We start from the raw sequence: 21,514 nt of genomic DNA on the forward strand, positions 1-21,514 counted from the left end.
CCGACTACGTCGCACCCGGCACGCTGGCCGACGGGAACTGGGGCGGGCCGCGTCCGAGCGTGATCCAGGTCGTGCGCGACTCGACGGGAGACGAGCGGATGCCGCGGAACCGGCGCGCCCCGAGCGGCGTGCCGCCCGCGGCATCCGTCGTCTGCGCCCGTGCCCGGAGACGCCGATGGCGGCGGCGCCGGAGCGCCGCCGCCATCGGACGGGGTGGTGCGGGGTCCTAGAGGACCTGGATGTCCGCGGCCTGCGGGCCCTTGGGGCCCTGGGTGACCTCGAACTGCACCTTCTGGTTCTCCTCCAGGGTGCGGAAGCCCCCCGAGTTGATGGCGCTGAAGTGCGCGAAGACGTCGGCGCTCCCGTCGTCGGGAGCGATGAAGCCGTAGCCCTTGTCGGCGTTGAACCACTTGACGGTTCCGGTAGCCATACTGTGTATTCCTTCGTTGTACTCATTCGGCCCGCCGGTGCGGGCGCGAAGCGGACGGCACGGTGGCCGACCGCAGCCTCCCGACGCCTCGTGTGGCGCGGGGAGCTTCGGTGGATGGGGCGATGCGACGGCGAGTGCGGTCGGATGCGGCATCCGGTCGTGGGTGGAGGCCGGGTCGACCGGGGTCAGACCCGTCGGAATCGATCGACCATGGGGCAATCGAAGGGATCGCGGGCGGCGAGGCCGACCCGGTTGAGGTAACGGATGACGATCCCGTACGAACGTACGAGCGTCGTCTCAGTGTAGGGCACGCCCGTGGTGCGGCAATGCTCCATCACGATCTCGCGTGCGCGGGCGAGGTGCGGACGCGGCATGCTCGGGAACAGGTGGTGCTCGACCTGGTAGTTGAGGCCCCCCATCAGCGCGCTCGCCCAGAACCCGCCGGAGATGTTGCGGGAGGTGCGCACCTGCTTGCTGAAGAAGTCGAGCTTGGCATCGCGCGGCACGATCGGCATGCCCTTGTGGTTGGGCGCGAACGAGGCGCCCATGTAGACGCCGAAGACGGCGAGCTGCACGCCGAGGAAGGCGAACGCCATGCCGAGCGGCAGGAACCAGAACACGACACCGAGGTAGGCCGCGAAGCGCACGGCGAGGAGGACGAGCTCGAGCGCGCGGCCGTCGACGCGGCGGCGCTCGAACAGCGAGCGCACCGAGATCACGTGCAGGTTCACGCCCTCGAGCGTGAGCAGGGGGAAGAACAGGTAGCCCTGCCGCCGGGTGATCCACGCGATGAGCCCGCGCTGCTTCGCGGCCGACTCCTCGGTGAACGAGATCGTGTCGAACTCGATGTCGGGGTCCTTGCCGATGCGATTCGGGTTCGCGTGGTGACGGCTGTGCTTGCTCATCCACCACTGGTAGCTCATGCCGACGACGAGCGTGGCGAGCAGGCGACCGACGCGGTCGTTCGCCGGCCCGGAGGTGAGCACCTGGCGGTGCGCCGCCTCGTGCGCGATGAAGGCGAACTGGGTGAAGATGATGCCGAGGGCTCCGGCGATGAGCAGCTGGAACCAGCTGTCGCCGAGCAGCCAGAACCCGAAGCCGGCGGCGACGAGCGCGACCACGAGGCCGCCGAGGACGGCCCCGTAGAACCACGGGGTGCGGGCGAGCAGCCCCGATTCGCGCACGACCTGCGAGAGCGCCGTGTAGCTCTGGGGGATGTTCGGGCGGTCGGTACGGGGGACCGTGCGACGGAAGCCGTCGACGGCCGGGGTGTCAGTGATGATGGGGGTCCCAGCTGGTAGTCCGACTTCCCAGCCGCGGTGCACGGGCGAGTACCCGCTTGTCGATACCGGCGAAGCTAGGTGCGTGCGCTGGGAGGGGGCTGTGAGACACGCCGCCCGGTGCAAGACTGTGACCATGAGAGTCGCCATCACCGGAGGATCGGGCAAGCTCGGGCGCACCGTCGTGCGCGAGCTAGCCGCAGCCGGACACCAGGTCGTCAACTTCGATCGCGTGGGCGAGCGCGGGCCGGGCTTCGTGCAGCTCGACACCACCGACTTCGGGCAGGTCGTCGACGCCCTCGGCGGGGTCGACCGCACCGAGCCGTTCGAGGCGCTCGTGCACCTCGCGGCGATCCCCGCGCCGGGCATGCTCACCGACGCCGCCACGTTCCGCAACAACATGCTGACCACGTTCAACCTGTTCTGGGCGGCGACGCGGCTCGGCATCCGGCGCATCGTGTACGCGTCGAGCGAGACGGTGCTGGGGCTGCCGTTCGACGTGCCGCCGCCGTACATCCCGGTCGACGAGGACTACCCGGCGCGCCCAGAATCGGTGTACTCCATCACCAAGGTGCTCGAGGAGCAGCTCGCGATCGAGCTCGTGCGCTGGCACCCCGACCTGTCGATCACGGCGCTGCGGTTCTCGAACGTCATGGAGCCGGCCGACTACGCCCAGTTCCCGTCGTACGACGCCGACGCCATGACGCGCAAGTGGAACCTCTGGGGCTACATCGACGCCCGCGACGGCGCCCAGGCCATCGACCTCGCGCTGCGCAAGGCGCCCGCCGGCTTCGACCGCTACATCATCGCGGCGGCCGACACGGTCATGTCACGTCCGAACGCGGAGCTCGTGGCGGAGGTGTTCCCCGACGTGCCGGTGCGCGGCGACCTCGGCGAGCACGACACGATGCTCTCGATCGACAAGGCGCGGCGGATGCTCGGCTACGCGCCGCGCCACTCCTGGCGCGACTGAGTCGGGGCCGCGCGCCGCGCCGGTCGCCGGTCGGCGCTGCCGCCCGGCGGTCCCGGCGGTCCGGGCGGCTCGAGCGGCTCGAGCGGTTCGGGCGGCCCGGGCGGTTCAGGCGGTGGGGATCGCGATGATCGGGTCGGTGGTCGGCTGGTCGGAACCTCCGGCCGGCTCGACCGTCACGCCGATGGTCGCGCCCGCGGGTGCGCCGTCGATGAGGTGCACGGTCACCCCGTCGGCGCCCGCGTCGAAGAGCCCGGCCGCCGCGATGCCGGCCTCGGTGATCACCCACGCCTCGTAGGTCTGGTCGCCACCCAGTGCGGGCAGCTCGTCGACCAGCAGCGCGGTGCGGTCGAGCTCGTCCGACCAGACGAGCGTGGCCGTCGCGCCGTCGGCGAGCGGCACGGACTGCCGCTGCGCGTCGGGTGCCGCGCTGATCTCGGCGACGACCGACTCGGGTGAGACGGCCGACCCCGAGAAGCCGCCCCCCAGGGCGATGCCCGCCACGAGCAGCGCTCCCGCCGCGGCGACCGAGGCGACCGCGGTCACGGCGCGGATGCCCCAGCGATCGCGCGCACGGCGCTCGGCCGGCCCCGGAGCGTGCGGGGGCTCCACCGACTCGGCCGATGCGTCGACCTGCGGCGCCGCAGGGGCCGCGACTGCCTCAGGTGCGTCGGGGGCGTCGGCCGTGGTCGCGGCCGCGGGAGCCGCCTGCGGCGTGCGCGCGATGCGCGCCATGAGGGCGTCGCGCATCGCCGGCGGCGGCGCGACCGGCTCGACGGCGGCACCGAGGGCCGCCGCGGCATCCTCGTATCCTGCGGCGCTGCGATCGAGCTCCGCGTCGGCAGCGCGTGCGGCGGCGAGCCGCGCACGCTCGTCGGCGTCGAGCGCCCCGAGCGCGCCGGCCGCGGCGAGCTCCTCCGGCTCGTCGTGATCGCGTTCGGTCATGTCGTCACCCCCAGTGCGTCTCGCAGTCGTCCCATCCCGTCGCGTATTCGGGTCTTCACCGTGCCGAGCGGCACCTCGAGCCGTTCGGCGATCTCGCGTTGCGTGAGCCCGCCGTAGTAGGCGAGCTCGATCGATTCGCGCTGCGGCCCGGAGAGGCCGCCCATCGCCCGCACCACCCGCTCGTGCTCGATGCGGACCTCCACCGACTCCGACGGATCGGGGACCGGAGCGGCCAGGTCGCGGTGGCCGGCGGCGACGTCGCGGTCGTGCGCCGACTGCGCGGAGCGGATGCGATCGACGGCGCGCCGGTGCGCGAGCGTCAGCATCCACGACACGGCGGAGCCTCGGACGGGGTCGAAGCGCGGCGCCTGCTGCCAGACCTCGAGGAACACCTCCTGCGCGACCTCCTCCGACTGGGCGGGGTCGACGAGCAACCGGCGCACGAGGCCGAGCACCCGCGGCGCCATGCGGTCGTACAGCAGGCCGAACGCCTCCTGGTCGCCGGTGCCGACACGCACCAGCAGCGCGTCCGGCGTGGTGGCCGGTGCGTCGGTCTCGGTGTCGGGGCGCACGAGTTCCAGCATGGCAGGTCCCACGGCGTCTCCCCTCGTTCATTCGTGATTCGGTGGCGGGCGCGCTGCGGATTGCGTCCGTCCGCCCGACGCGCACGCCGAGCGGCGGACGGATAGCCTGTTCCGATGACGACTCCCCCGGCATCCCCCGCCGACGAGACCGCCCGAGGCGGCCGCTACTGGTTCTGGCTCGCGACCGTCGGCGTGATCGGCGGCGTACTGTCGGGCGCGTTCGGCGTCGGCGGCGGCATCATCATGGTGCCGCTGCTGATCTTCCTGACCGGCATGGACCAGCGCCGCGCCTCCGCCACCTCGCTCGCCGCGATCGTGCCCACGGCGATCGCGGGTGCCGCGACGTACCTCGCGAACGGCCAGGTCGACGTGCTCGCCGCCTTGTTCGTCGCGGTCGGCGGCGTCGTGGGCTCGTACCTGGGGGCGATGCTCCTGCGCCGGATCAGCCTGACCTGGCTGCGCTGGATGTTCATCGCGGTCATGCTCATCGCGGCGGTCCGGCTCTTCCTGGTGGTGCCGACCCGCGACGAGGGCGTGCTCGACATCGACGTCTGGACCGCGATCGCGCTGACCGGCCTCGGCCTCGCCATGGGCATCGCGTCGGGCCTGTTCGGCGTCGGCGGCGGCATCATCGCGGTGCCCGGCCTGATGGCCCTGTTCGGCATGGGCGACCTGATCGCGAAGGGCACGAGCCTGCTCGTCATGATCCCCACCGCGATCAGCGGCTCCGTGGCGAACACGCGCGGCGGGCTCGTGCGGCTCTCCGAGGCGGCCGTCGTGGGCGTCGCGGCGACCGTCGCATCGTTCGGAGGCGTCGCGCTGGCGTTCGTCATGCCGCCGGCGCTGGCGTCGTACCTGTTCGCGGCGCTCATCCTCTTCGCGGCGGTGCAGCTGGCGATCCGGGCGGTGCGCGCGCAGCGGAAGGGCTGAGCCGCGCGCGGCGCGCGACGCACGTCGGAGGAATCTCGCGGACCCGGGAATGAATCCGCTTTCCATGCAATTGCATATGACCATGGATACGCAGATCGCCACCCACCCCCAGTTCATCGCCGGCACCTGGAAGCTCGACCCCATGCACGCCGAGCTCTCGTTCTCGGTGCGCCACCTCGCCATCAGCAAGGTGCGCGGCTCGTTCGAGACCTTCGACGTGACCGTCGTGACCTCGGAGGACCCCGCCGCGACCACCATCGAGGCGACCATCGACATCGCCTCGGTCACCACCAACCAGAAGGACCGCGACGCGCACCTGCGCACCGGCGACTTCTTCAAGGCCGAGGAGTTCCCCACGGCGACGTTCCGCTCGACCAGCGTCGCGATCGACGGCGACGACTTCGTCATCGAGGGCGACCTCACCCTGCGCGGCGTCACGAAGCCGATCACCCTCAAGGGCGAGTTCGGCGGCGTCGCGACCGACGCCTACGGCCAGACCAAGGCCGGCGCGACCGCCACCACCAAGATCAACCGCCACGACTTCGGCGTCAGCTGGAACGCCGCGCTCGAGACCGGCGGCGTGATGCTGGGCGACGACGTCACCCTCACCGCCGAGCTGCAGGTGACCCTGCAGGCCTAGACCCCCCTGTGACGCCGAGCGGGCGGTGCCGACATCGGCACCGCCCGCTCACTCGTTGCCGAGGGGAGGTCAGTAGCGGTCCATCGCGGCGCTCGCACCCGCGATCAGCACCCAGGCCAGCGCCGTGAGCACGATGATCGCGAGGGTCGCGGCACCGAGCCACAGCCCGGCCGTCGCAGGGCCCCGACCGATGCCGACGTGCGCGGCGCGGTGGCGACCGACGGCGCCGAAGACGACGGCGAGCAGCGCGGGCAGGAAGGCGACCAGCCCGGCGATGATGCCGAGGACCGGGATCACGGTCCAGATGCCCGTGGCGATCGCGACCGCACCCAGCGCGAGTGCCGCGACGGCGATGCCGTTGGCCCCCCGGCCGGTCGCCGCGGGCTCCGCGTCAGCGGATGCGGGGCCGGACGGGGCTGCGGAGCCGGCGCCGGTCGTCGCCGGCGTGGGCGGCGCCGCGGATGCGACGGGTGCGTCGGTCGCCTCGCCGGAGGCGGATGTCGGGTCGTCGGGATGCGGGGGGAGCGCGCTCACCCACCCGAGTATGCCCCTCGATCCTGATCGGCGCATGCGAGCATCGCTCGCCTGTGGGCAGAACCCGCGATGGCACGATGGACGCATGACCGGCTGGACCGAGGACGTGCGCATCGCCGTCGACGACGCGTGGGTGCCCGGCGCGTTCACCGGCCCCGCGGACCCGACCGCGCTGCTGGTCGTCGCGCACGGCGCGGGCGCCGGCATGGAGCATCCGTGGCTCACCGGGTTCTGCGGGGCCGTCGCCGAGGCGGGCGTGGCGACGCTGCGCTTCGACTTCCCGTACCGCGTCGCGGGACGCCGGTTCCCCGACCGGCCGCCGGTCGCCATCGCCACCTGGCGGGCGGTGCTCGACGCGGCACGCGAGCGCGCCGGCGCGCTGCCGGTCTGGGCCTCGGGGAAGTCGTACGGCGGACGCATGGCGTCGATGGCGGTGGCGGAGGGGGCGGACGCCTCGGGGCTGGTGTTCCTCGGGTATCCGCTGCATCCGCCCGGGCGCCCCGAGCGGCTGCGCGACGCGCACCTGTACGGCATCACCGCGCCGATGCTGTTCCTCCAGGGCGACAACGACCCGTTCGCGAAGCCGGTCGAGCAGCTCGAGGACGTCGTGCGGCGCATCGGGCCGAACGCCCGCCTCGAGTGGGTGCCGGGCGGCGGGCACTCGTTCGAGGTCGCGGGCCGCAGGCGGTCGCAGGCCGAGCTCGGGGCATCCGTCGCACCCGCCGTCGCCGCATTCCTGCGGGAGCACTGACCCGCTCCCGTGCTCAGGGCGGCACGGCACCGCGGGGCGCGAATCGGCCGATCATGCCAGAATCCCGTCATGGGGGAGACGAGTGCGGGCATCCTGCTGCATCGGCGGGGGCCGACCGGCGTCGAGGTGTACCTCGGCCACATGGGCGGCCCGTTCTGGCAGGGCAGGGACGCCGCGGCCTGGACGATCCCCAAGGGCACCTTCACCGACGAGGAGCCGCTCGACGCCGCGCTGCGGGAGTTCGAGGAGGAGATCGGGTTCGCGGCGCCCGAGGTGACGTACCGCGAGCTGGGCCGGTTCCGGTACAGCTCGGGGAAGGTCGTCACGGTCTTCGCGGGCGAGTCCGACTTCGATCCGGGTCCGGTGCGCAGCAACACCTTCGAGCTGGAGTGGCCGCCGCGCTCGGGTCGGCGGCAGGCGTTCCCCGAGCTCGACGACGCGCGCTGGGTGCCGATCGCCCACGCGCGCGAGCTGCTCGTCCGGGGGCAGCGGCCCGCGCTCGACGCGCTGCTCGCCCTGCTCGAGGCCTGACCCCCTTGCCGGGTGTCGGCGGCGGGGAGCATGATCGCATCGGATGCCGCGGGGGCGGCACCGCGAACAGGAGGCGTCAGGCCATGTCCATCCTCAATCCGTACCTCAGCTTCGACGGCGTCGCCCGCGAGGCGATGGAGTTCTACCGGTCGGTCTTCGGCGGCGAGCTCACCACGAGCACCTTCCGCGACTTCCACATGGAGGACCTGCCGGAGGACGAGCTCGACGGCATCATGCACGCCCAGCTGACGACCCCGTCGGGTTTCACGCTCATGGGCGCCGACGCCCCGTCGACCATGGGGCCGGCCTCGCCCAACGGGCAGATCTCGCTGTCGGGCGAAGCCGACGAGGAGGCGGACCTGCGGGGCTGGTTCGCGGGACTCGCCGAGGGCGGCTCGGTCGACATGCCGCTCGACGTCGCCCCGTGGGGCGACGCGTTCGGGCAGGTGACCGATCGCTACGGCGTGACCTGGTACGTGAACCTCGCAGGGCCCGGCAGCCAGGCGGGCTGAGGCCGCACGCCCCCGCTCAGACGAGCGGGATGCCCCGGCGGACGCGTCGGTCGAGGTCGGCGAGCAGCAGGTTGAACGGCACCTCGCGCAGCGGGCGGGGGGACAGCGCGACGATGCCGCTGCAGGCGGCGAGGAACCGGTCGAAGCGGCGCTGGCGCTGCGCGTCCCAGTCCCAGCGCATCTCGTCGCGGAACCGCTGCGGCAGGAAGCCGGTCGCGAGCAGCATGGCGACGTCGTTCACCGGCTTCGCCAGCAGCTTCGGCAGGTCGTCCTGCCGCACCAGGTCGTTCAGGTACTGTCGCACGGCGTCGTCGATGTGCACCTCGTCGAGGGCGTCGTTCCAGTAGCGCTCGAACGCGGCGAGGTCCTCCGGCCACTGGTCGGGGTGCACCTGCAGGGTCGTGCCGAGCACCGCACCCGCCCGATAGTGCGCCTCGGCCTGCTCGGGTGTCATCTCGCCGATGAACCGGTGCCAGACGTCGACGCCGCCCTTGTACAGGCACGCGGCCACCCAGAGCTGCAGGTCGCGGTTGAACGCGTTGTACTTCACCGGGCTCTCGGGCGTGGAGCGCACCTGTCGGTGGGAGCCGTCGACCGCCGCGCGGTAGACGGACTTCTGCGCGTCGGTGCCGCGGTAGGCGACGGCGAGGTACGTGAAGGTCGTGCGTGCGCGCTTGACCGGGTGCAGGTCGGCGCGGCCGCCCTCGACCCGGGACTCGGCGACGCCGTGCCCGACGCCCGGACGGGCGAGCTGCATGATGACGTTGGCTCGTCCCGCGAGCAGCGTCACCCACATGAGCCCGTCGCGGAACTCGGGCGCCCGGCGCTCCCAGATGCGCCGCTGCCACCGCGGTCGGGGCACCACCGGCATGAACACGGACTCGCCCGCCCCGCGGACCGCCGCGACCGCGGTCGCCGCCGCGGCCCCGAGCGCGGTCGCCGCCTGCACGGCCCGGCCGGACTCCTGCTCCACGGTCATCGTGCACTCCCTCGCGCGTCGTCCTGCATCACGATGTTAATCGAGATTCGCAGGCTTGGCGAGCCCCGCACGCGCGCTGCGCGTGCCGGACCCGGACCGGACGGACCCGCGAACGCCTCCGGAACGCGGAGCGGATGCATGCGGCCGCCACAGGCGAGGCATAGGAAGCGCATAGCGGCGCCGGGCTGAATGGGGGCACACCCCGAGCAGAACCCGGAGAACCACGTGCAGCAGCTCCTCGTCATCGCGATCGACCTGGTCGCCATCACCGTCCTCGCCTTCGGCGTCTACTTCCCCCGCCACCGCCGGCGCGACCTCGTGGTCGCGTTCATCGGCGTCAACGTCGGCGTGGTGGCCGTCTCGATGGTGCTCGGCTCGACGACCATCGGCGCGGGCCTCGGCCTGGGCCTGTTCGGCGTGCTGTCGATCATCCGGCTCCGGTCGCGCGAGATCGAGCAGCACGAGGTGGCCTACTACTTCGCCTCGCTCGCCCTCGGCCTCATCGCCGGGCTCGGCGGCACCGCCGACTGGATCACGGGCGGCCTCATGGCGCTCGTCGTCGGCGCCATGTTCCTCGGCGACCACCCCGGCCTCCTGCGCCGCTACCGCCAGCAGACGGTGGTGCTCGACCGGGCGGTGACGGATGCGGCGGAGCTCGACCGCACCCTCGAGGAGCTGCTCGGCGGGCGCGTGCACCGCGCCACGGTGCTCCGGCTCGACCTCGTCAACGACACCACGCAGGTGGACGTGCGGTACGAGGTCGCCCGCGACGGCCGCCGAGCCGCGGGACCCACCGCGCGTGCCGCCGTCGCGACCGACACCGACCGCCTCGCGACCGCGGCCGAGCTCGCCGAGGTGCGCCGGTGACCGCGGCGACGCGGGCCACCGCCGGCGCGCTGCGCCCGATCTCGCTCGACGAGCTCAACGCCGCCGCCGCACTGCAGACCCGCGTCGACCGCAAGTACGTGCTCGGACGCGACCGCCTCGGCGAGGTCCTGACCGGACTGGACCGCGACACCCGCGTGCTCGAGATCGACGGCGAGCGCCGCAGCCGGTACGAATCGGTCTACTTCGACACCCCCGAGCTCACGAGCTACCTGCTCGCCGCCCGTGGACGGCGGCGCCGGTTCAAGATCCGCACCCGGCACTACGTCGACGTCGGCACCAGCTTCCTGGAGGTCAAGACCCGAGGCGGCCGCAGCCTCACGGTGAAGGACCGGATCGAGTACGACGGCGTCGACACCGAGACGCTCAGCCCGGAGGGCGCCGCCTACGCGGCATCCGTCTTCGCCGAGGTCGGCATCGACGCGCCCGGCCGGCCCTTCGCGCCCGTGCTGACGACGGCCTACCGCCGCACGACACTGCTGCTCGCCGACGGCGCGAGCCGCGCGACCGTCGACGTCGACCTCGCCTGGATCGACCACGGCGGGCACGAGCACTTCGCCCGGCGCCTCGAGCTGCCGGACGCGGTGATCGTCGAGACGAAGTCGGCGGGACAGGCGAGCGAGCTCGACCGCCTGCTGTGGGCGCGCGGGCACCGCCCGACGTCCATCTCGAAGTTCGGCACGGGGCTCGCGGCGCTGCGCCCGGGACTCCCCCGCAACAAGTGGTCGCGCGTGCTGCGCCACCACTTCGACCCCCACGCCACCCGCACCACCGACGACGCCCGCACGGGCGCGCACGACCCCGCGCACACCCCCACGAGGAGCACCCGATGACCGCCCACGACCGCGACCGGCCCGAGTCGACCCCGACCGGGGGCCGCCGCGCGCGGACGATGCTCCGCCGCCCCGCCGTGCTGCTGCCGCTCGTGCTGACCGGTACGCTGCTCGCCGGCTGCACCGCGACCGCCGCGACCGACGCGTTCGGCACGACGAGCTCGACCGACGACACCGCGACCGCCGAGACCGTCTCGGTCGACGTGGGCCAGACCGCCGCCGAGGCGCTGGCCGAGAACCAGGAGTCGCACGCGAGCGACGACGACGCCGAGTACGACGAGGCGGACGTCGTCGACGTGACCCTCGACGGCGACTCGGCCGAGGTGTCGGGCGGCGACGCGGACGCGGTCACCGTGAGCGACGGGACCGTGACGATCACCGCCGGCGGCACCTACCGCCTGCGCGGCGAGTACCGCGGCGGCGTCGTCGTCGCGGCCGGCGACGACGACACGGTGCAGCTGATCCTCGACGGGGTCGACATCGCCGACGACTCCGACGCGGCGATCGCGGTGACCTCGGCCGACGAGGTCGTCGTCATCCTCGCCGACGGCTCGACCAACACGCTGAGCGACACCGACTCGTACGCGGACGACGCCGACATCGACGCGGCCCTCGACAGCACCGCCGACCTCACCATCACGGGTGACGGCGCGCTCGAGGTGACCGGCAACGGCAACGACGGCATCGCCAGCTCCGACGGCCTCGTGATCTCGGGCGGCGACATCACGGTGGACGCGGTCGACGACGGCATCCGCGGCAAGGACTACGTCGTGATCACGGGCGGGTCCGTCTCGGTCACCGCGGGCGGCGACGGCGTGAAGTCCGACAACGAGGAGGAGGCCGAGCGCGGCTACATCGCGATCGGCGGCGGGACGCTCGACGTCGTCGCCGACGGCGACGGGCTCGCCGCCGAGACCGACGTCATCGTCTGGGGCGGCACGACGAGCATCGAGGCGGGCGGCGGCAGCGGGGCATCCGTCAGCGACGACACCTCGACGAAGGGCGTCAAGGCCGGCGTGCTCGTCGTCGTGGACGGCGGCTCGCTCGACATCGACGCCGCCGATGACGCCGTGCACTCGGACGGAGGCGTGCACGTCGCCGACGGCACCCTCACCGCCGCCACCGGCGACGACGGCGTGCATGCCGACACCGCGCTGTCGATCTCGGGCGGCGTGGTCGACGTGCGCACCTCGTACGAGGGCCTCGAGAGCGTCGACATCGACATCTCGGGCGGCGCGGTCTCGGTCGTCGCGAGCGACGACGGCATCAACGGCTCGGGCGACGGCCAGCCGACCATGTCGATCTCGGGCGGCACGATCGAGGTCGACGCGGAGGGCGACGGCATCGACGTGAACGGCTCGCTGTCGATCTCGGGCGGCGACATCGTCGTCTTCGGGCCGACCGGGCAGGGCAACGGCGCACTCGACGTCGACGGGACGTTCGAGGTGACGGGCGGCACGCTGCTCGCCCTCGGCAGCTCGGGCATGGTGGTGGGGCCGAGCACCGACTCGGCGCAGGCGTCGGTCGGATTCACGTTCAGCGGCACGGCGAGCGGCACGGTGACCATCACCGACGCCGACGGGAACGTGCTCGCGACGCTCGACAGCGACAAGGCCTTCCAGTCGGTGGTCTTCTCCTCGGCCGAGGTCTCATCGGGCGCGACCTACACCGCCACGGCGAGCGGCACGAGCGCGACCGGCACGGCCGGCGAGCAGATCGGCAGCGGCATGGGCGGCGGCGGCGGCATGGGTGGCGGCGGCATGGGTGGCGGCCCCGGCGGCGGTCGGCCCTAGACACGACCGCGCAGCGCCCCCGTCCCACGGCGGGGCGCTGCGCGGTCCACCCGGCGTCCAGCCTCGCGCGGTAGCGTCACCGGTGGGCGCAGCGTCGCTCCCGTCGCATCCGCATCGAGGGAAGAGGACCCGCCCGCATGACCCGCATCGCCTTCGTGCGCCACGGAGAGACCGACTGGAACCGCGCCAGACTGCTCCAGGGACGCACCGACATCCCGCTCAACGACCACGGCCGCTCGCAGGCCGCCGCGGCCGCCGTGCTGCTGGCCGATCGGCCGGCCGAGGTGCTGGTGACGTCGCCCCTCGGGCGTGCGGTCGAGACGGGCCGCATCCTGGCCGAGCGGGTCGGCCTCGAGGTCGACGGCACCGTCGACGACCTGGTCGAGCGCGACTTCGGCGAGGCGGAGGGCTGGTTCGTGCCGGACGCGCGTCGCCGCTGGCCCGACTTCGACCTGCCGGGTGCCGAGTCGGATGCCGCGCTGTCGCGACGCGGCCGCGCCGCGGTCGAGCAGCTCGCCGCGACCTACCCGGCGGTCATCGCGATCGCGCACGGCACGTTCATCCGCGCCGCGGTCGACGCGGTGGCCGGGGGCCGGCTCGACCGCCTGGGCAACGGGGACGTCGTGCTGCTCGAGCGCACCGGCGAGGCCTGGCACGTGGAGGTGCGCCGGAACCCGGTGCCGGCATCGCCGGAGGCCGACCCGTCCGAGGTCGCCGAGGTGCGCGCGGCCGCGGCGAGCCGCGTCGCCTGAGCCGGACCCGAGCGACCCGACCCCACGCGCCCGCGGGGTGAGCGGCGCGGCGCTGGACACGCCCGCCCCCGGCGTCTAGCGTCGGCGACATGGACGCGGGGGCGGGTATCGGGAGCACGTTCCCCGAACGCGCACTCGAACCCCTCGCCGAATGGATCATCCGGCAGCGCTGGTACGGCGGCACGGGCCGCGCGCCCAGGCTGCGCCTGCTCGGGTCGTTCGGCGTGCCCACGGGCGACCCGGAGGTCTCGGCGCACTCGCTGCTGGTCATGGACGAGGCGCCCGAGGCGCCCGTGCTCTACCAGGTGCCGGTCTCGCTGCGCCGCCCGCCGGTCGACGCCGCCCAGCACCGCATCGGCGCGCTCGAGGACGGCACGCTGATGTTCGACGGCCCGCACGACCCGGTCGTCGCCCGGGCGCTGCTGCGGCTCGTGCTCGGCACGACCCGCGCGCAGGCGGCGGGGGTCGAGGTCGTCGGGCGACCCGCCGTGACGGATGCCGCGGGGCGGGTCGATCCCGACGCCCTCGACGCCCACGTGCTGACCGGTGAGCAGTCGAACACGTCGATCATCTTCGAGCCGCGGGTGGCGGGCACCGCGCGGCCCGTGATCTGCAAGGTGTACCGGCGCCTGCACCACGGCGAGAACCCGGACGTGAGGCTGCCGACCGCGCTCGCCGAGGCGGGGTCGCCGCACGTGCCGGCGAGCGTCGGCGCATTGACGGGCACCTGGGCCGACGTGGGTCGCGCATCGGGTCGAGCCACCGGCCACCTCGCGTTCGCGCAGGAGTTCCTCCCGGGCGTCGAGGACGCCTGGCGGGTGGCGCTGCGCGCGGCGGCCGACGGCCGCAGCTTCGACGGCCCGGCGCGCGAGCTCGGCGTGGCGACGGCCGACGTGCACGCGAGCCTCGCACGCGCCTTCGGCACCCGGCCGGCCGCGCGCGAGCGCGACCTGCCCGCGGTCGAGGCGTGGCACCGCCGGCTCGCCACCGCCGTGCGCGAGGTGCCGTCGCTCGCACCGCAACGCAGCGCGATCGAGGCGGTGTACGCCCGGGCCGAGCACGCGACCTGGCCGCCGATGCAGCGCATCCACGGCGACCTGCACCTCGGGCAGGCGGTGGCCGCACCGGGTCGGGCCTGGGTGCTGCTCGACTTCGAGGGCGAGCCGCTGCGCCCCATGCAGGAGCGCACCGGCGACGACCTCGCACTGCGCGACGTGGCCGGCATGCTGCGCTCGTTCGACTACGTCGCCGGGTCGACCGCGCGGGCGCGGGCGGCGGCCGGCAGCGCAGCGCCCGAGGCGGGGCCCGGCGACGACCCGGACGCGGACCTGCGCGATTGGGCGCGCGTCGCCCGCCGCGCGTTCCTCGACGGCTACGCCGAGGTCGCGGGCGAGGACCCGCGGTCGCACGGCGACCTGCTGGCGGCGCTCGAGCTCGACAAGGCGGTCTACGAGGCGATCTACGAGACCCGCACCCGTCCGGACTGGGTCGGGATCCCGCTCACCGCGATCGACCGGCTGCTCGCGGGCGCCGAGGCCGCGGCCGACGCGGCGCCCTGACCGCGGCGCCCGCCGTCAGTCCCAGAACCCGGCGTGCACCGAGGCGGCCTCGGGCAGGTCGGCCGGTCCCACCACCTCGACCGGGCGGCCACCGCGGGCGAACACCTCGCGGCAGGGCAGGTCGAGCGTCGGAACGCCCTCCTGCTCGGCCACGAGGTCGCGCAGCGCGTGCTCCGCGAGGGCGTAGACCACCCGGCCGATGCCGCTCCAGTAGATGGCGCCGGCGCACATCGCGCACGGCTCGGTGCTCGTGAAGAGGGTGCTCGCGGCGAGGCGCTCCGCCCCGAGCACCGCGGCCGCGAGACGCACGACGTTCGTCTCGGCATGGCCGGTCGGGTCGCTCCCGGTCACGACGGAGTTGCGCCCCTCGACGATCACGCCGTCGGGCGCGACCACGATCGCGCCGAACGGGTGGTCGCCCCGGTCGCGCGCCTCGCCGGCGAGGCGGATCGCGTGCCGCAGGCGGTCGAGGTCGCCAGCGCCGAGGCGGGCATCGGGCCGCTCGGGCCCCGGCGTGTCGGGGCCGATCGGCCCGGTCGCATCCGTCGTCATCGCACCATGTTCGCGCACGAACGGCGTGAATTGTGGATACCCGCCAAATCCACCGGTCCACGGATGGGCAGGGAGCACATGATCCTACGAATGTGTGGAAGTGATTGTCGGAAACGTTGTATGGTCAGACCACAGAAACCCACCGGATCACGAAGCAAGGGGACGGAAACCATGACCACCACCATCAGCCCGGTCCGCCGCACGACGGCCCGAGTCCTCAGCATCATCGCCATCGCCATCGGCGCCGTGTTCGTCACCGCGGGCGCGGTCGCATGGACGGCCGTCAGCACCCAGCTGGCCGACGAGCAGATCGTCGTCGCCGAGGACGCCGCCTTCCTGGCCGGCGAGCCGGTCGCCGGACCGCTCACCGCCTACGCCCAGGCCGACATCATCAACCACCACGCCCTCGAGGCCAGCAACGGTCTCACGTACGCCGAACTCGACCGCGACGACCCCGTGCGCGCCACGATGATGAACGCGTCGTTCCTGCGGGCGTCGCTGTTCACCTCGGTCGTCTCGTTCGGCGTCGCCCTGTTCGCCGTCGGCACGGGCGTCGTGACCATCCTGCTCGGCAGCGCCGGACTCCTCGTCACCCCGGCCGCCGCCAAGGTCGAGGAGGCTCCGGCCCGCGAGGCCGTCGCCGCAGGCTGACGCCCCGGCCGCTCCTCCCCGACACGGGCCCCGCACCGATCCGGTGCGGGGCCCGTCGCGTGCGCGGCGCACGCACTCGGGACGATCGCGCGGGCCGGGAAGGATCCGACGCGCCCGCGGGTTGGGCCCTTCGACACCTGTCGAAAGGACCCCCTGCATGACCATCCTCGTCACCGGCGCCAGCGGCAAGCTCGGCGCGCTCGTCATCGACGCCCTCCTCGCCCGCGGCGCCGCCCCCGCCGACCTCGTCGCCGGCGCGCGCACGCCGTCGGACCTCGACGCGCTCGCGGAGCGCGGCATCCGCGTCGTGCACCTCGACTACGACGACCCGTCGTCGCTCGCCCCCGCGCTCGCGGGCGTCGACGCACTGCTGCTCGTGTCGGGCTCGGCACCGGGGGCCCGCGTCGCCGGCCACGCGAACGTGATCGCGGCGGCCGCCGAGGCAGGCGTCGGCCGACTCGTCTACACGAGCGCGCCGCAGGCCGACACGAGCGACCTCGTGCTCGCACCCGACCACAAGGCCACCGAGGAGGCCATCGCCGCCTCCGGCATCCCGGCCGTGATCCTGCGCAACAACTGGTACACGGAGAACTACGCGGGCGACCTCCGGGTCGCCGCCGACACGGGCAAGGTCTTCGCCGCCGTGGGCGACGGCCGCGTCGCCAGCGCGCCGCGCGCCGACTACGCCGAGGCGGCCGCCGTCGTGCTCCTCGAGGACGGCCACGTCGGCGCCACCTACGAGCTGGGCGGCGACCACCCCTGGACCTTCGACGAACTGGCCGCCGCCATGGCGGAGGTCACCGGTCGCGACGTCGAGTACGTGCGCCTCACGACCGACGAGCGCATCGCCGCCCTGCAGGATGCCGGGCTCGACGCCGGCACCGCCGGGTTCGTCGCCGCGCTCGACGCGAACATCGCCGCCGGTGCGCTCGCCGACTCCGACGGCACGCTCGCCCGGCTGATCGGCCGCCCGACGACGCCGCTCGTCGAGGCGCTGCGGCAGGCGGCGTAGCCCACCGGCCGTGCCCCGCGGGCGGCGCCGACCCGGCCCGACCGCGGGGCCCGACCGCGGGGCGCGACGCGGGGCCGCTCGACGCGGCCGCGCATACTGGGACGATGACCGCGACGACCCCGCTGCCCGACGAGGCGCGCTGCCCCTGCCTCAGCGGCCTCACCTACGGCGAGTGCTGCGGCCCGCTGCACCGGGGCGAGCGCGTCGCGCCCACGGCGCTCGCACTGATGCGCTCGCGCTACTCGGCCTTCGCGGTGCACGACGGCGAGTACCTGTCGGCCACGTGGCATCCGCGCACCCGCCCCGACGCCATCGGGCTCGACCCGCGCGAGCGCTGGTACCGGCTCGACATCGAGGACACGGTCGGCGGCGGCCCCCTCGACGCGCAGGGCGTCGTCGAGTTCACCGCCCACCACCGCAGCGCCGACGAGCGCGGCAGCCTGCACGAGCGCAGCGGCTTCGTGCGCGAGCAGGGCCGCTGGTGGTACGTCGGCCGGGTCGGCCGCGGCTGACGCGAACTCCCAGCGCGCTCACAGGCTCGGCGGAACAGGCTCGCAGCCCCATCCGTTCTCCTAGGTGTCGCCGAATCACCGGTGACGCCACGGCGCCGCAGCCGGCCGCGCCGAGAAGGAGGAATGCAATGTCCGCCGACTACCGCAGCACCCCCGAGGCGATCGCACGCCTCACCCCGATGCAGCATCGCGTGACGCAGCAGGAGGGCACCGAGCCCGCGTTCCGCAACGAGTTCTGGAACCACCACGAACCGGGCATCTACGTCGACGTCGTGTCGGGGCAGCCGCTCTTCGCCTCGACCCACAAGTACGACAGCCGCTCGGGCTGGCCGAGCTTCACCCGGCCGATCCACGAGCAGGTGGTGACCGAGCACGTCGACCGCACGTTCTTCATGAAGCGCGTCGAGGTGCGCTCGGCGGGCGCCGACAGCCACCTCGGCCACGTCTTCGACGACGGGCCGACGGATGCCGGCGGCCTGCGCTACTGCATCAACTCCGCCGCGCTGCGCTTCGTGCCGGTCGACGAGCTGGAGGCCCAGGGCTACGGCGAGTACCGCAGCCTGTTCGCGACGCCCGGTGACGCGGGCGAGGCATCCGACCCACCGGCGGATGCGACGATGGAGACGTCCGAGAAGGAGAACGCATCATGACCACCACCCCCGCTCCCGGCGAGCTGACGACGACGCCCGGCACCGAGACCGCGGTCCTCGCGGGCGGATGCTTCTGGGGCATGCAGGACCTGATCCGCCGGCGCCCGGGCGTGGTCTCCACGCGCGTGGGCTACACCGGCGGCGAGGTCGACCACGCGACGTACCGCAACCACGGCGACCACGCCGAGGCGATCGAGATCGTGTTCGACCCGACGCGCACCTCGTACCGCGAGCTGCTCGAGTTCTTCTTCCAGATCCACGATCCGACCACGAGGAACCGCCAGGGCAACGACCTCGGCCGCAGCTACCGCTCGGCCATCTACCCGACGTCGGCCGCCCAGCACGACACCGCGATCGACACGATCGCCGACGTCGACGCCTCGGGCCTGTGGCCGGGCGAGGTCGTGACCGAGGTCGCCGACGCCGGCCCCTTCTGGGAGGCCGAGCCCGAGCACCAGGACTACCTGGAGCGGTACCCGAACGGCTACACCTGCCACTTCGCGCGGCCGGGCTGGGTGCTGCCGAAGCGCGACGCGACCGTCGGGTAGCCAACGGCTCGCGTCATCGGGTGCAGGCAGACCCGTGGCCGCTGTCCGGGGATTCACCCGGCGGACAGCGGCCACGGGAGCCCCGCCGCGAACCGACGGTGAAGCCAACACACTGCAACGGCCGTTGGGGGGAACGACCGGTGGTGCACGGGGCTCGTCGGGGGGAACGACCATCGGGTTCGGTACAGGGCTTGAGGACAGGATCGCACGAGCCGGACCGCTAGAGTGTGGCGGAGACATGCCATGGCCGTGAACCGCCACGGGCATCCATCCGCCGGAGCGCAGCGAGGAGGCCGCGAGTGCTCGACGTCATCGGACTCGACGAGGTGCACACCGCCGTCTACCGCGCGATCCTCGCCGACCCCTCCGTCGACGTCGCCGACCTGGCGCGGCAGCCCGACCTCGCCGGAGTCGACCTCGCGCCCGTGATCGACGCGCTCGAGCAGGGCGGACTCGTCGCCCGCCGGGCCACCGATCGCGACCGGCTCGTGGCGTCACCCCCCTCGATCGCCCTGCGCCCGCTGCTGCTCGAGCGCGAGCGCGGGCTCTCGGCCGCGCACGAGGCGCTCGTGCAGCTGAGCGAGCTGTACCGCTCGGCGTCCGCCCGCCGGGCCGACGTCGAGGTCGTCGACACCGTCGTGGGCGAGGCCGCCATCCGGCAGCGCGTCGCGCAGCTGCAGGCGGCGGCGACCACGTCGGTCGACCTGTTCGTGCGCGACGATCGCACGCTCCGCGGCCCCGGCGAGAACGTCGAGGAGTCGCGCGCGCTCGAACGGGGCGTCGCCTACCGGGCGCTCGTCGAGACCGCGGTGCTCGAGCGCCTCGGCATCGTCGCCGCGGCGCGCACCTCGGCGCGCATCGGCGAGCAGATCCGCGCGGTGGGGCGCCTGCCCGCGCGCCTGGTCATCGGCGACCGCGCCGGTGCCCTGCTCTGGAACGTCTCCGACGACGAGGCCGAGGAGCCGAGCGCGCTGCTCATCCACCCCGGGGCGCTGCTCGACCTGGTGGTCGCCGCGTTCGAGCAGCACTGGCAGTTCGCCACCCCGCTCACCTCCGAGGGCGAGCTGCGCTCCGGCGGCGAGGCGTGCACCGACACCGACCTGCTGCGCCTGCTCCTGCTGGGGTTGACGGATGCGGCCGCCGGCGCGGAGCTCGGCATCTCCGTGCGCACCGTGCAGCGTCGCATCGCCGGGCTCATGGAGACCGCGGGCGTCGGCACGCGCATCCAGCTCGGCGCCGAGGCCGTGCGGCGCGGCTGGGTCTGAGACGACCCCTTCCGGCCCATCCGCCCTCCCCCGCCCTCGGGCGATCGCGTCAGCTCGCGCGCAGCGCGGAGAGCAGTCCCGCCGCGGTCGCCGCGTCGTCGACCGTCACGACGAAGGTGCGCCCGCCGGAGCGGTGCACCTGCAGTGCCTCGCCGCTGTGCAGCACGATGCCGAAGCGCCCGTTCGGCGCGAGCCGCACGCCGATGCCGCCGAACTCCGCCATCGCGCGGATCATGACGACCTCGGCGCGCTCCACCTCGGCCATGGGCACGCGGAAGCGCAGCAGGCCGAGCAGCGAGCGTGCGGTCACCCCGTCGGCGTCGATCCGCACGCGGAACGCGAGCGTGGTGGCGGCGAGCGCGAGCGCGCCGGCCGCGATCCAGAGCGGCCAGGTGCGGGCCCCCGACATCACGCCCAGCCCGACGGCGAGCCCCGCCACCAGCACGATGGCCGTGACGATCAGCACCAGCGCCGGCGTGGCGACCGCGGTGGTGCGCACCCAGACGGCCCGCTCCCCCGGTGCGAGCGCGATGGGCTCGCCGGGCTCGACCGTGGCCTCGGGGAGCTCGGTGGCCGGCTGGGCGAACCAGGCGGCCACGCCGGCGACGACGGCCGCGCCGGCGGCGACCAGCAGCGGCATGCCGACGCCGGGGGCATCCGCTCCGTCGGCGAGGCCTCGCTGCATGGCGACGGCCCACGTCATCGAGACCGCGATCAGCGTCGAGACGCCGAGCATGAGCGAGGCGAGCAGCCGGGTCACGGTGCCGAAGCCGTCGGGCGTCGCCTGCGGCACGATCGCCGCGGCGAGCAGGGCCGGCACGCCGAGCCCGATCGCGGCGGTGAGCGCCGGGTAGGTCCAAGCGGGGCCGAACCCGTCGGGGGCCGCGCCGCTCCAGTGCGTGGCGACCTCGGCGGGGAGCTCGGGCAGCCAGACGAGCTGGAGGGCGGTCGCCACGGCGACGAGGAGGGCCGGCACGGCGAGCGTCACCACGAGGAACGCGGTGCGGGCGCGGCGCATCGACGGGGTCATCGCGGCGGACGCGGTCGGGCTGGTCATCGGAGGGCCTCCTTCACGAGGGACGCGAGCGCGTCGGGGCTGAGGCCGAGCGCACGGGCGCGCGCGGCGAGTTCGGCGATGTCGTCGTGGAGCTCGGCGAGCCCCGCGGCGGCGGGAGTGAGCACGGCGCCCCGCCCGCGGCGCAGGTCGACGAGTCCCTCGTCGCGCAGGTCCTGGTAGGCGCGCAGCACGGTGTGCAGGTTGATGCCGAGCGACTCGGCGACGTCACGGGCGGCGGGCAGGCGGTCGCCCGCGCGGGCGTGACCGGCCGCCACCTGGGTGCGCACCGACGCGGCGACCTGGGCGAACAGGGGCACGTCGCTGCCGGGATCGATGCGGATGAGCATGCGCCCACGCTA

At 73.9% G+C, this 21,514-nt stretch carries 27 protein-coding genes; 17 read left to right on the top strand and 10 right to left on the bottom strand.

Features of this window, described 5'->3' with window-relative positions; all coding sequences use genetic code 11:
• Positions 1-4: 4 nt before the first annotated feature.
• The 3 genes from ABZK10_RS02065 to ABZK10_RS02075 form a co-directional block, all read right to left on the bottom strand.
• The gene (locus tag ABZK10_RS02065) at positions 5-205 is read right to left on the bottom strand and encodes a hypothetical protein (protein ID WP_353807517.1); all 201 of its coding nucleotides are present in this window, start codon (positions 203-205) and stop codon (positions 5-7) included.
• Positions 206-226: 21 nt separating this feature from the next.
• A complete protein-coding gene (gene cspE / locus ABZK10_RS02070) occupies positions 227-430 on the bottom strand; it encodes a transcription antiterminator/RNA stability regulator CspE (protein ID WP_281884655.1) in 204 nt (67 codons plus the stop codon).
• 185 nt (positions 431-615) lie between these two features.
• Positions 616-1,713 carry a fatty acid desaturase family protein gene (locus ABZK10_RS02075; protein WP_353809586.1) on the bottom strand — a complete coding sequence of 366 codons (1,098 nt, stop codon included), beginning with the start codon at positions 1,711-1,713 and terminating at the stop codon, positions 616-618.
• 133 nt (positions 1,714-1,846) lie between these two features.
• Here ABZK10_RS02075 and ABZK10_RS02080 point away from each other — a divergent pair, with 133 nt between their 5' ends.
• Positions 1,847-2,683 (top strand): NAD-dependent epimerase/dehydratase family protein, encoded by an 837-nt coding sequence (locus tag ABZK10_RS02080; protein ID WP_353807518.1) that lies wholly within the window; start codon positions 1,847-1,849, stop codon positions 2,681-2,683.
• A gap of 105 nt (positions 2,684-2,788) precedes the next feature.
• Here the strand turns inward: ABZK10_RS02080 and ABZK10_RS02085 are convergent, their stop codons facing one another.
• Positions 2,789-3,625 carry an anti-sigma factor gene (locus ABZK10_RS02085; protein ID WP_353807519.1) on the bottom strand — a complete coding sequence of 279 codons (837 nt, stop codon included), beginning with the start codon at positions 3,623-3,625 and terminating at the stop codon, positions 2,789-2,791.
• On the bottom strand, positions 3,622-4,209 hold the full coding sequence (gene sigK / locus ABZK10_RS02090) for an ECF RNA polymerase sigma factor SigK (protein ID WP_353809587.1): 588 nt from the start codon (positions 4,207-4,209) through the stop codon (positions 3,622-3,624). Before sigK ends, ABZK10_RS02085 begins: the two co-directional genes overlap by 4 nt.
• Before the next feature lie 114 nt (positions 4,210-4,323).
• Between sigK and ABZK10_RS02095 the strand changes: the two genes are divergently transcribed.
• Both ABZK10_RS02095 and ABZK10_RS02100 read left to right on the top strand, forming a co-directional pair.
• The gene (locus tag ABZK10_RS02095; protein WP_353807520.1) at positions 4,324-5,139 is read left to right on the top strand and encodes a sulfite exporter TauE/SafE family protein; all 816 of its coding nucleotides are present in this window, start codon (positions 4,324-4,326) and stop codon (positions 5,137-5,139) included.
• A gap of 82 nt (positions 5,140-5,221) precedes the next feature.
• Positions 5,222-5,779: a YceI family protein gene (locus ABZK10_RS02100; RefSeq protein WP_353807521.1), complete on the top strand. Its 558-nt coding sequence runs from the start codon at positions 5,222-5,224 to the stop codon at positions 5,777-5,779.
• 69 nt (positions 5,780-5,848) lie between these two features.
• Here the strand turns inward: ABZK10_RS02100 and ABZK10_RS02105 are convergent, their stop codons facing one another.
• Positions 5,849-6,313 carry a hypothetical protein gene (locus ABZK10_RS02105; protein WP_353807522.1) on the bottom strand — a complete coding sequence of 155 codons (465 nt, stop codon included), beginning with the start codon at positions 6,311-6,313 and terminating at the stop codon, positions 5,849-5,851.
• A gap of 85 nt (positions 6,314-6,398) precedes the next feature.
• Between ABZK10_RS02105 and ABZK10_RS02110 the strand changes: the two genes are divergently transcribed.
• The 3 genes from ABZK10_RS02110 (at position 6,399) to ABZK10_RS02120 (ending at position 8,107) form a co-directional block, all read left to right on the top strand.
• Positions 6,399-7,064 (top strand): alpha/beta hydrolase family protein, encoded by a 666-nt coding sequence (locus tag ABZK10_RS02110; protein WP_353807523.1) that lies wholly within the window; start codon positions 6,399-6,401, stop codon positions 7,062-7,064.
• Positions 7,065-7,133: 69 nt separating this feature from the next.
• A complete protein-coding gene (locus ABZK10_RS02115; RefSeq protein ID WP_353807524.1) occupies positions 7,134-7,595 on the top strand; it encodes an NUDIX hydrolase in 462 nt (153 codons plus the stop codon).
• Between the two features lie 83 nt (positions 7,596-7,678).
• The gene (locus ABZK10_RS02120) at positions 7,679-8,107 is read left to right on the top strand and encodes a VOC family protein (protein ID WP_353807525.1); all 429 of its coding nucleotides are present in this window, start codon (positions 7,679-7,681) and stop codon (positions 8,105-8,107) included.
• 16 nt (positions 8,108-8,123) lie between these two features.
• On the opposite strand, the gene ABZK10_RS02125 is transcribed toward ABZK10_RS02120, so the two are convergent.
• A complete protein-coding gene (locus ABZK10_RS02125) occupies positions 8,124-9,086 on the bottom strand; it encodes an oxygenase MpaB family protein (protein WP_353807526.1) in 963 nt (320 codons plus the stop codon).
• 189 nt (positions 9,087-9,275) lie between these two features.
• On the opposite strand from ABZK10_RS02125, the gene ABZK10_RS02130 reads away from it, so the two are divergent.
• The 5 genes from ABZK10_RS02130 to ABZK10_RS02150 all read left to right on the top strand — a co-directional run bounded on the left by ABZK10_RS02130 (position 9,276) and on the right by ABZK10_RS02150 (position 14,908).
• The gene (locus ABZK10_RS02130; RefSeq protein WP_353807528.1) at positions 9,276-9,953 is read left to right on the top strand and encodes a DUF4956 domain-containing protein; all 678 of its coding nucleotides are present in this window, start codon (positions 9,276-9,278) and stop codon (positions 9,951-9,953) included.
• Entirely contained in the window at positions 9,950-10,804 is an 855-nt protein-coding gene (locus ABZK10_RS02135; RefSeq protein ID WP_353807529.1) for a polyphosphate polymerase domain-containing protein, read from the top strand. The genes ABZK10_RS02130 and ABZK10_RS02135 overlap by 4 nt, the downstream gene beginning before the upstream one ends.
• Complete coding sequence (locus ABZK10_RS02140) at positions 10,801-12,597, top strand: carbohydrate-binding domain-containing protein (RefSeq protein ID WP_353807530.1); 1,797 nt, start codon at positions 10,801-10,803, stop codon at positions 12,595-12,597. Before ABZK10_RS02135 ends, ABZK10_RS02140 begins: the two co-directional genes overlap by 4 nt.
• A 137-nt stretch (positions 12,598-12,734) precedes the next feature.
• A complete protein-coding gene (locus tag ABZK10_RS02145) occupies positions 12,735-13,349 on the top strand; it encodes a histidine phosphatase family protein (RefSeq protein ID WP_353807531.1) in 615 nt (204 codons plus the stop codon).
• Positions 13,350-13,438: 89 nt separating this feature from the next.
• Entirely contained in the window at positions 13,439-14,908 is a 1,470-nt protein-coding gene (locus ABZK10_RS02150) for a maltokinase N-terminal cap-like domain-containing protein (RefSeq protein ID WP_353807532.1), read from the top strand.
• A gap of 15 nt (positions 14,909-14,923) precedes the next feature.
• Here ABZK10_RS02150 and ABZK10_RS02155 read toward each other — a convergent pair whose 3' ends face one another.
• Positions 14,924-15,460: a nucleoside deaminase gene (locus ABZK10_RS02155; RefSeq protein ID WP_353807533.1), complete on the bottom strand. Its 537-nt coding sequence runs from the start codon at positions 15,458-15,460 to the stop codon at positions 14,924-14,926.
• Positions 15,461-15,631: 171 nt separating this feature from the next.
• On the opposite strand from ABZK10_RS02155, the gene ABZK10_RS02160 reads away from it, so the two are divergent.
• The 6 genes from ABZK10_RS02160 to ABZK10_RS02185 all read left to right on the top strand — a co-directional run bounded on the left by ABZK10_RS02160 (position 15,632) and on the right by ABZK10_RS02185 (position 20,098).
• Positions 15,632-16,111, top strand: coding sequence for an aromatic ring-opening dioxygenase LigA (locus ABZK10_RS02160; protein WP_353807534.1), 480 nt, complete (start codon positions 15,632-15,634; stop codon positions 16,109-16,111).
• A gap of 157 nt (positions 16,112-16,268) precedes the next feature.
• Positions 16,269-17,123 (top strand): SDR family oxidoreductase, encoded by an 855-nt coding sequence (locus ABZK10_RS02165; protein WP_353807535.1) that lies wholly within the window; start codon positions 16,269-16,271, stop codon positions 17,121-17,123.
• Positions 17,124-17,227: 104 nt separating this feature from the next.
• Entirely contained in the window at positions 17,228-17,635 is a 408-nt protein-coding gene (locus ABZK10_RS02170; RefSeq protein ID WP_353807536.1) for a YchJ family protein, read from the top strand.
• Between the two features lie 128 nt (positions 17,636-17,763).
• Positions 17,764-18,285, top strand: a complete 522-nt coding sequence (msrB, locus tag ABZK10_RS02175; protein WP_353807537.1) for a peptide-methionine (R)-S-oxide reductase MsrB — start codon at positions 17,764-17,766, stop codon at positions 18,283-18,285.
• Positions 18,282-18,833, top strand: coding sequence for a peptide-methionine (S)-S-oxide reductase MsrA (gene msrA / locus ABZK10_RS02180; RefSeq protein WP_353807538.1), 552 nt, complete (start codon positions 18,282-18,284; stop codon positions 18,831-18,833). The genes msrB and msrA overlap by 4 nt, the downstream gene beginning before the upstream one ends.
• Positions 18,834-19,132: 299 nt before the next feature.
• Positions 19,133-20,098 (top strand): transcriptional regulator TrmB, encoded by a 966-nt coding sequence (locus ABZK10_RS02185; RefSeq protein WP_353807539.1) that lies wholly within the window; start codon positions 19,133-19,135, stop codon positions 20,096-20,098.
• A 49-nt stretch (positions 20,099-20,147) separates the two neighbouring features.
• Here ABZK10_RS02185 and ABZK10_RS02190 read toward each other — a convergent pair whose 3' ends face one another.
• Complete coding sequence (locus tag ABZK10_RS02190; protein WP_353807540.1) at positions 20,148-21,155, bottom strand: SdpI family protein; 1,008 nt, start codon at positions 21,153-21,155, stop codon at positions 20,148-20,150.
• Positions 21,152-21,502 (bottom strand): GntR family transcriptional regulator, encoded by a 351-nt coding sequence (locus tag ABZK10_RS02195; protein ID WP_353807541.1) that lies wholly within the window; start codon positions 21,500-21,502, stop codon positions 21,152-21,154. Before ABZK10_RS02195 ends, ABZK10_RS02190 begins: the two co-directional genes overlap by 4 nt.
• Positions 21,503-21,514: the final 12 nt, after the last annotated feature.

It is taken from the genome of Agromyces sp. SYSU T00194 (assembly GCF_040496035.1).
GTDB classification, from domain to species: Bacteria; Actinomycetota; Actinomycetes; order Actinomycetales; family Microbacteriaceae; genus Agromyces; species Agromyces chitinivorans.

Bases quoted from the DNA above. Each gene is read 5' to 3' on its own strand.
- ABZK10_RS02165 (WP_353807535.1), top strand. From the start codon at position 16,269: ATGACCATCCTCGTCACCGGCGCCAGCGGCAAGCTCGGCGCGCTCGTC.
- ABZK10_RS02145 (WP_353807531.1), top strand. From the start codon at position 12,735: ATGACCCGCATCGCCTTCGTGCGCCACGGAGAGACCGACTGGAACCGC.
- ABZK10_RS02065 (WP_353807517.1), bottom strand. From the start codon at position 205: ATGGCGGCGGCGCTCCGGCGCCGCCGCCATCGGCGTCTCCGGGCACGG.
- msrB (WP_353807537.1), top strand. From the start codon at position 17,764: ATGTCCGCCGACTACCGCAGCACCCCCGAGGCGATCGCACGCCTCACC.
- sigK (WP_353809587.1), bottom strand. From the start codon at position 4,209: ATGCTGGAACTCGTGCGCCCCGACACCGAGACCGACGCACCGGCCACC.
- ABZK10_RS02160 (WP_353807534.1), top strand. From the start codon at position 15,632: ATGACCACCACCATCAGCCCGGTCCGCCGCACGACGGCCCGAGTCCTC.
- ABZK10_RS02190 (WP_353807540.1), bottom strand. From the start codon at position 21,155: ATGACCAGCCCGACCGCGTCCGCCGCGATGACCCCGTCGATGCGCCGC.
- ABZK10_RS02195 (WP_353807541.1), bottom strand. From the start codon at position 21,502: ATGCTCATCCGCATCGATCCCGGCAGCGACGTGCCCCTGTTCGCCCAG.
- msrA (WP_353807538.1), top strand. From the start codon at position 18,282: ATGACCACCACCCCCGCTCCCGGCGAGCTGACGACGACGCCCGGCACC.
- ABZK10_RS02125 (WP_353807526.1), bottom strand. From the start codon at position 9,086: ATGACCGTGGAGCAGGAGTCCGGCCGGGCCGTGCAGGCGGCGACCGCG.
- cspE (WP_281884655.1), bottom strand. From the start codon at position 430: ATGGCTACCGGAACCGTCAAGTGGTTCAACGCCGACAAGGGCTACGGC.
- ABZK10_RS02120 (WP_353807525.1), top strand. From the start codon at position 7,679: ATGTCCATCCTCAATCCGTACCTCAGCTTCGACGGCGTCGCCCGCGAG.
- ABZK10_RS02150 (WP_353807532.1), top strand. From the start codon at position 13,439: ATGGACGCGGGGGCGGGTATCGGGAGCACGTTCCCCGAACGCGCACTC.
- ABZK10_RS02110 (WP_353807523.1), top strand. From the start codon at position 6,399: ATGACCGGCTGGACCGAGGACGTGCGCATCGCCGTCGACGACGCGTGG.
- ABZK10_RS02155 (WP_353807533.1), bottom strand. From the start codon at position 15,460: ATGACGACGGATGCGACCGGGCCGATCGGCCCCGACACGCCGGGGCCC.
- ABZK10_RS02100 (WP_353807521.1), top strand. From the start codon at position 5,222: ATGGATACGCAGATCGCCACCCACCCCCAGTTCATCGCCGGCACCTGG.
- ABZK10_RS02130 (WP_353807528.1), top strand. From the start codon at position 9,276: ATGGGGGCACACCCCGAGCAGAACCCGGAGAACCACGTGCAGCAGCTC.
- ABZK10_RS02095 (WP_353807520.1), top strand. From the start codon at position 4,324: ATGACGACTCCCCCGGCATCCCCCGCCGACGAGACCGCCCGAGGCGGC.
- ABZK10_RS02115 (WP_353807524.1), top strand. From the start codon at position 7,134: ATGGGGGAGACGAGTGCGGGCATCCTGCTGCATCGGCGGGGGCCGACC.
- ABZK10_RS02140 (WP_353807530.1), top strand. From the start codon at position 10,801: ATGACCGCCCACGACCGCGACCGGCCCGAGTCGACCCCGACCGGGGGC.
- ABZK10_RS02080 (WP_353807518.1), top strand. From the start codon at position 1,847: ATGAGAGTCGCCATCACCGGAGGATCGGGCAAGCTCGGGCGCACCGTC.
- ABZK10_RS02170 (WP_353807536.1), top strand. From the start codon at position 17,228: ATGACCGCGACGACCCCGCTGCCCGACGAGGCGCGCTGCCCCTGCCTC.
- ABZK10_RS02085 (WP_353807519.1), bottom strand. From the start codon at position 3,625: ATGACCGAACGCGATCACGACGAGCCGGAGGAGCTCGCCGCGGCCGGC.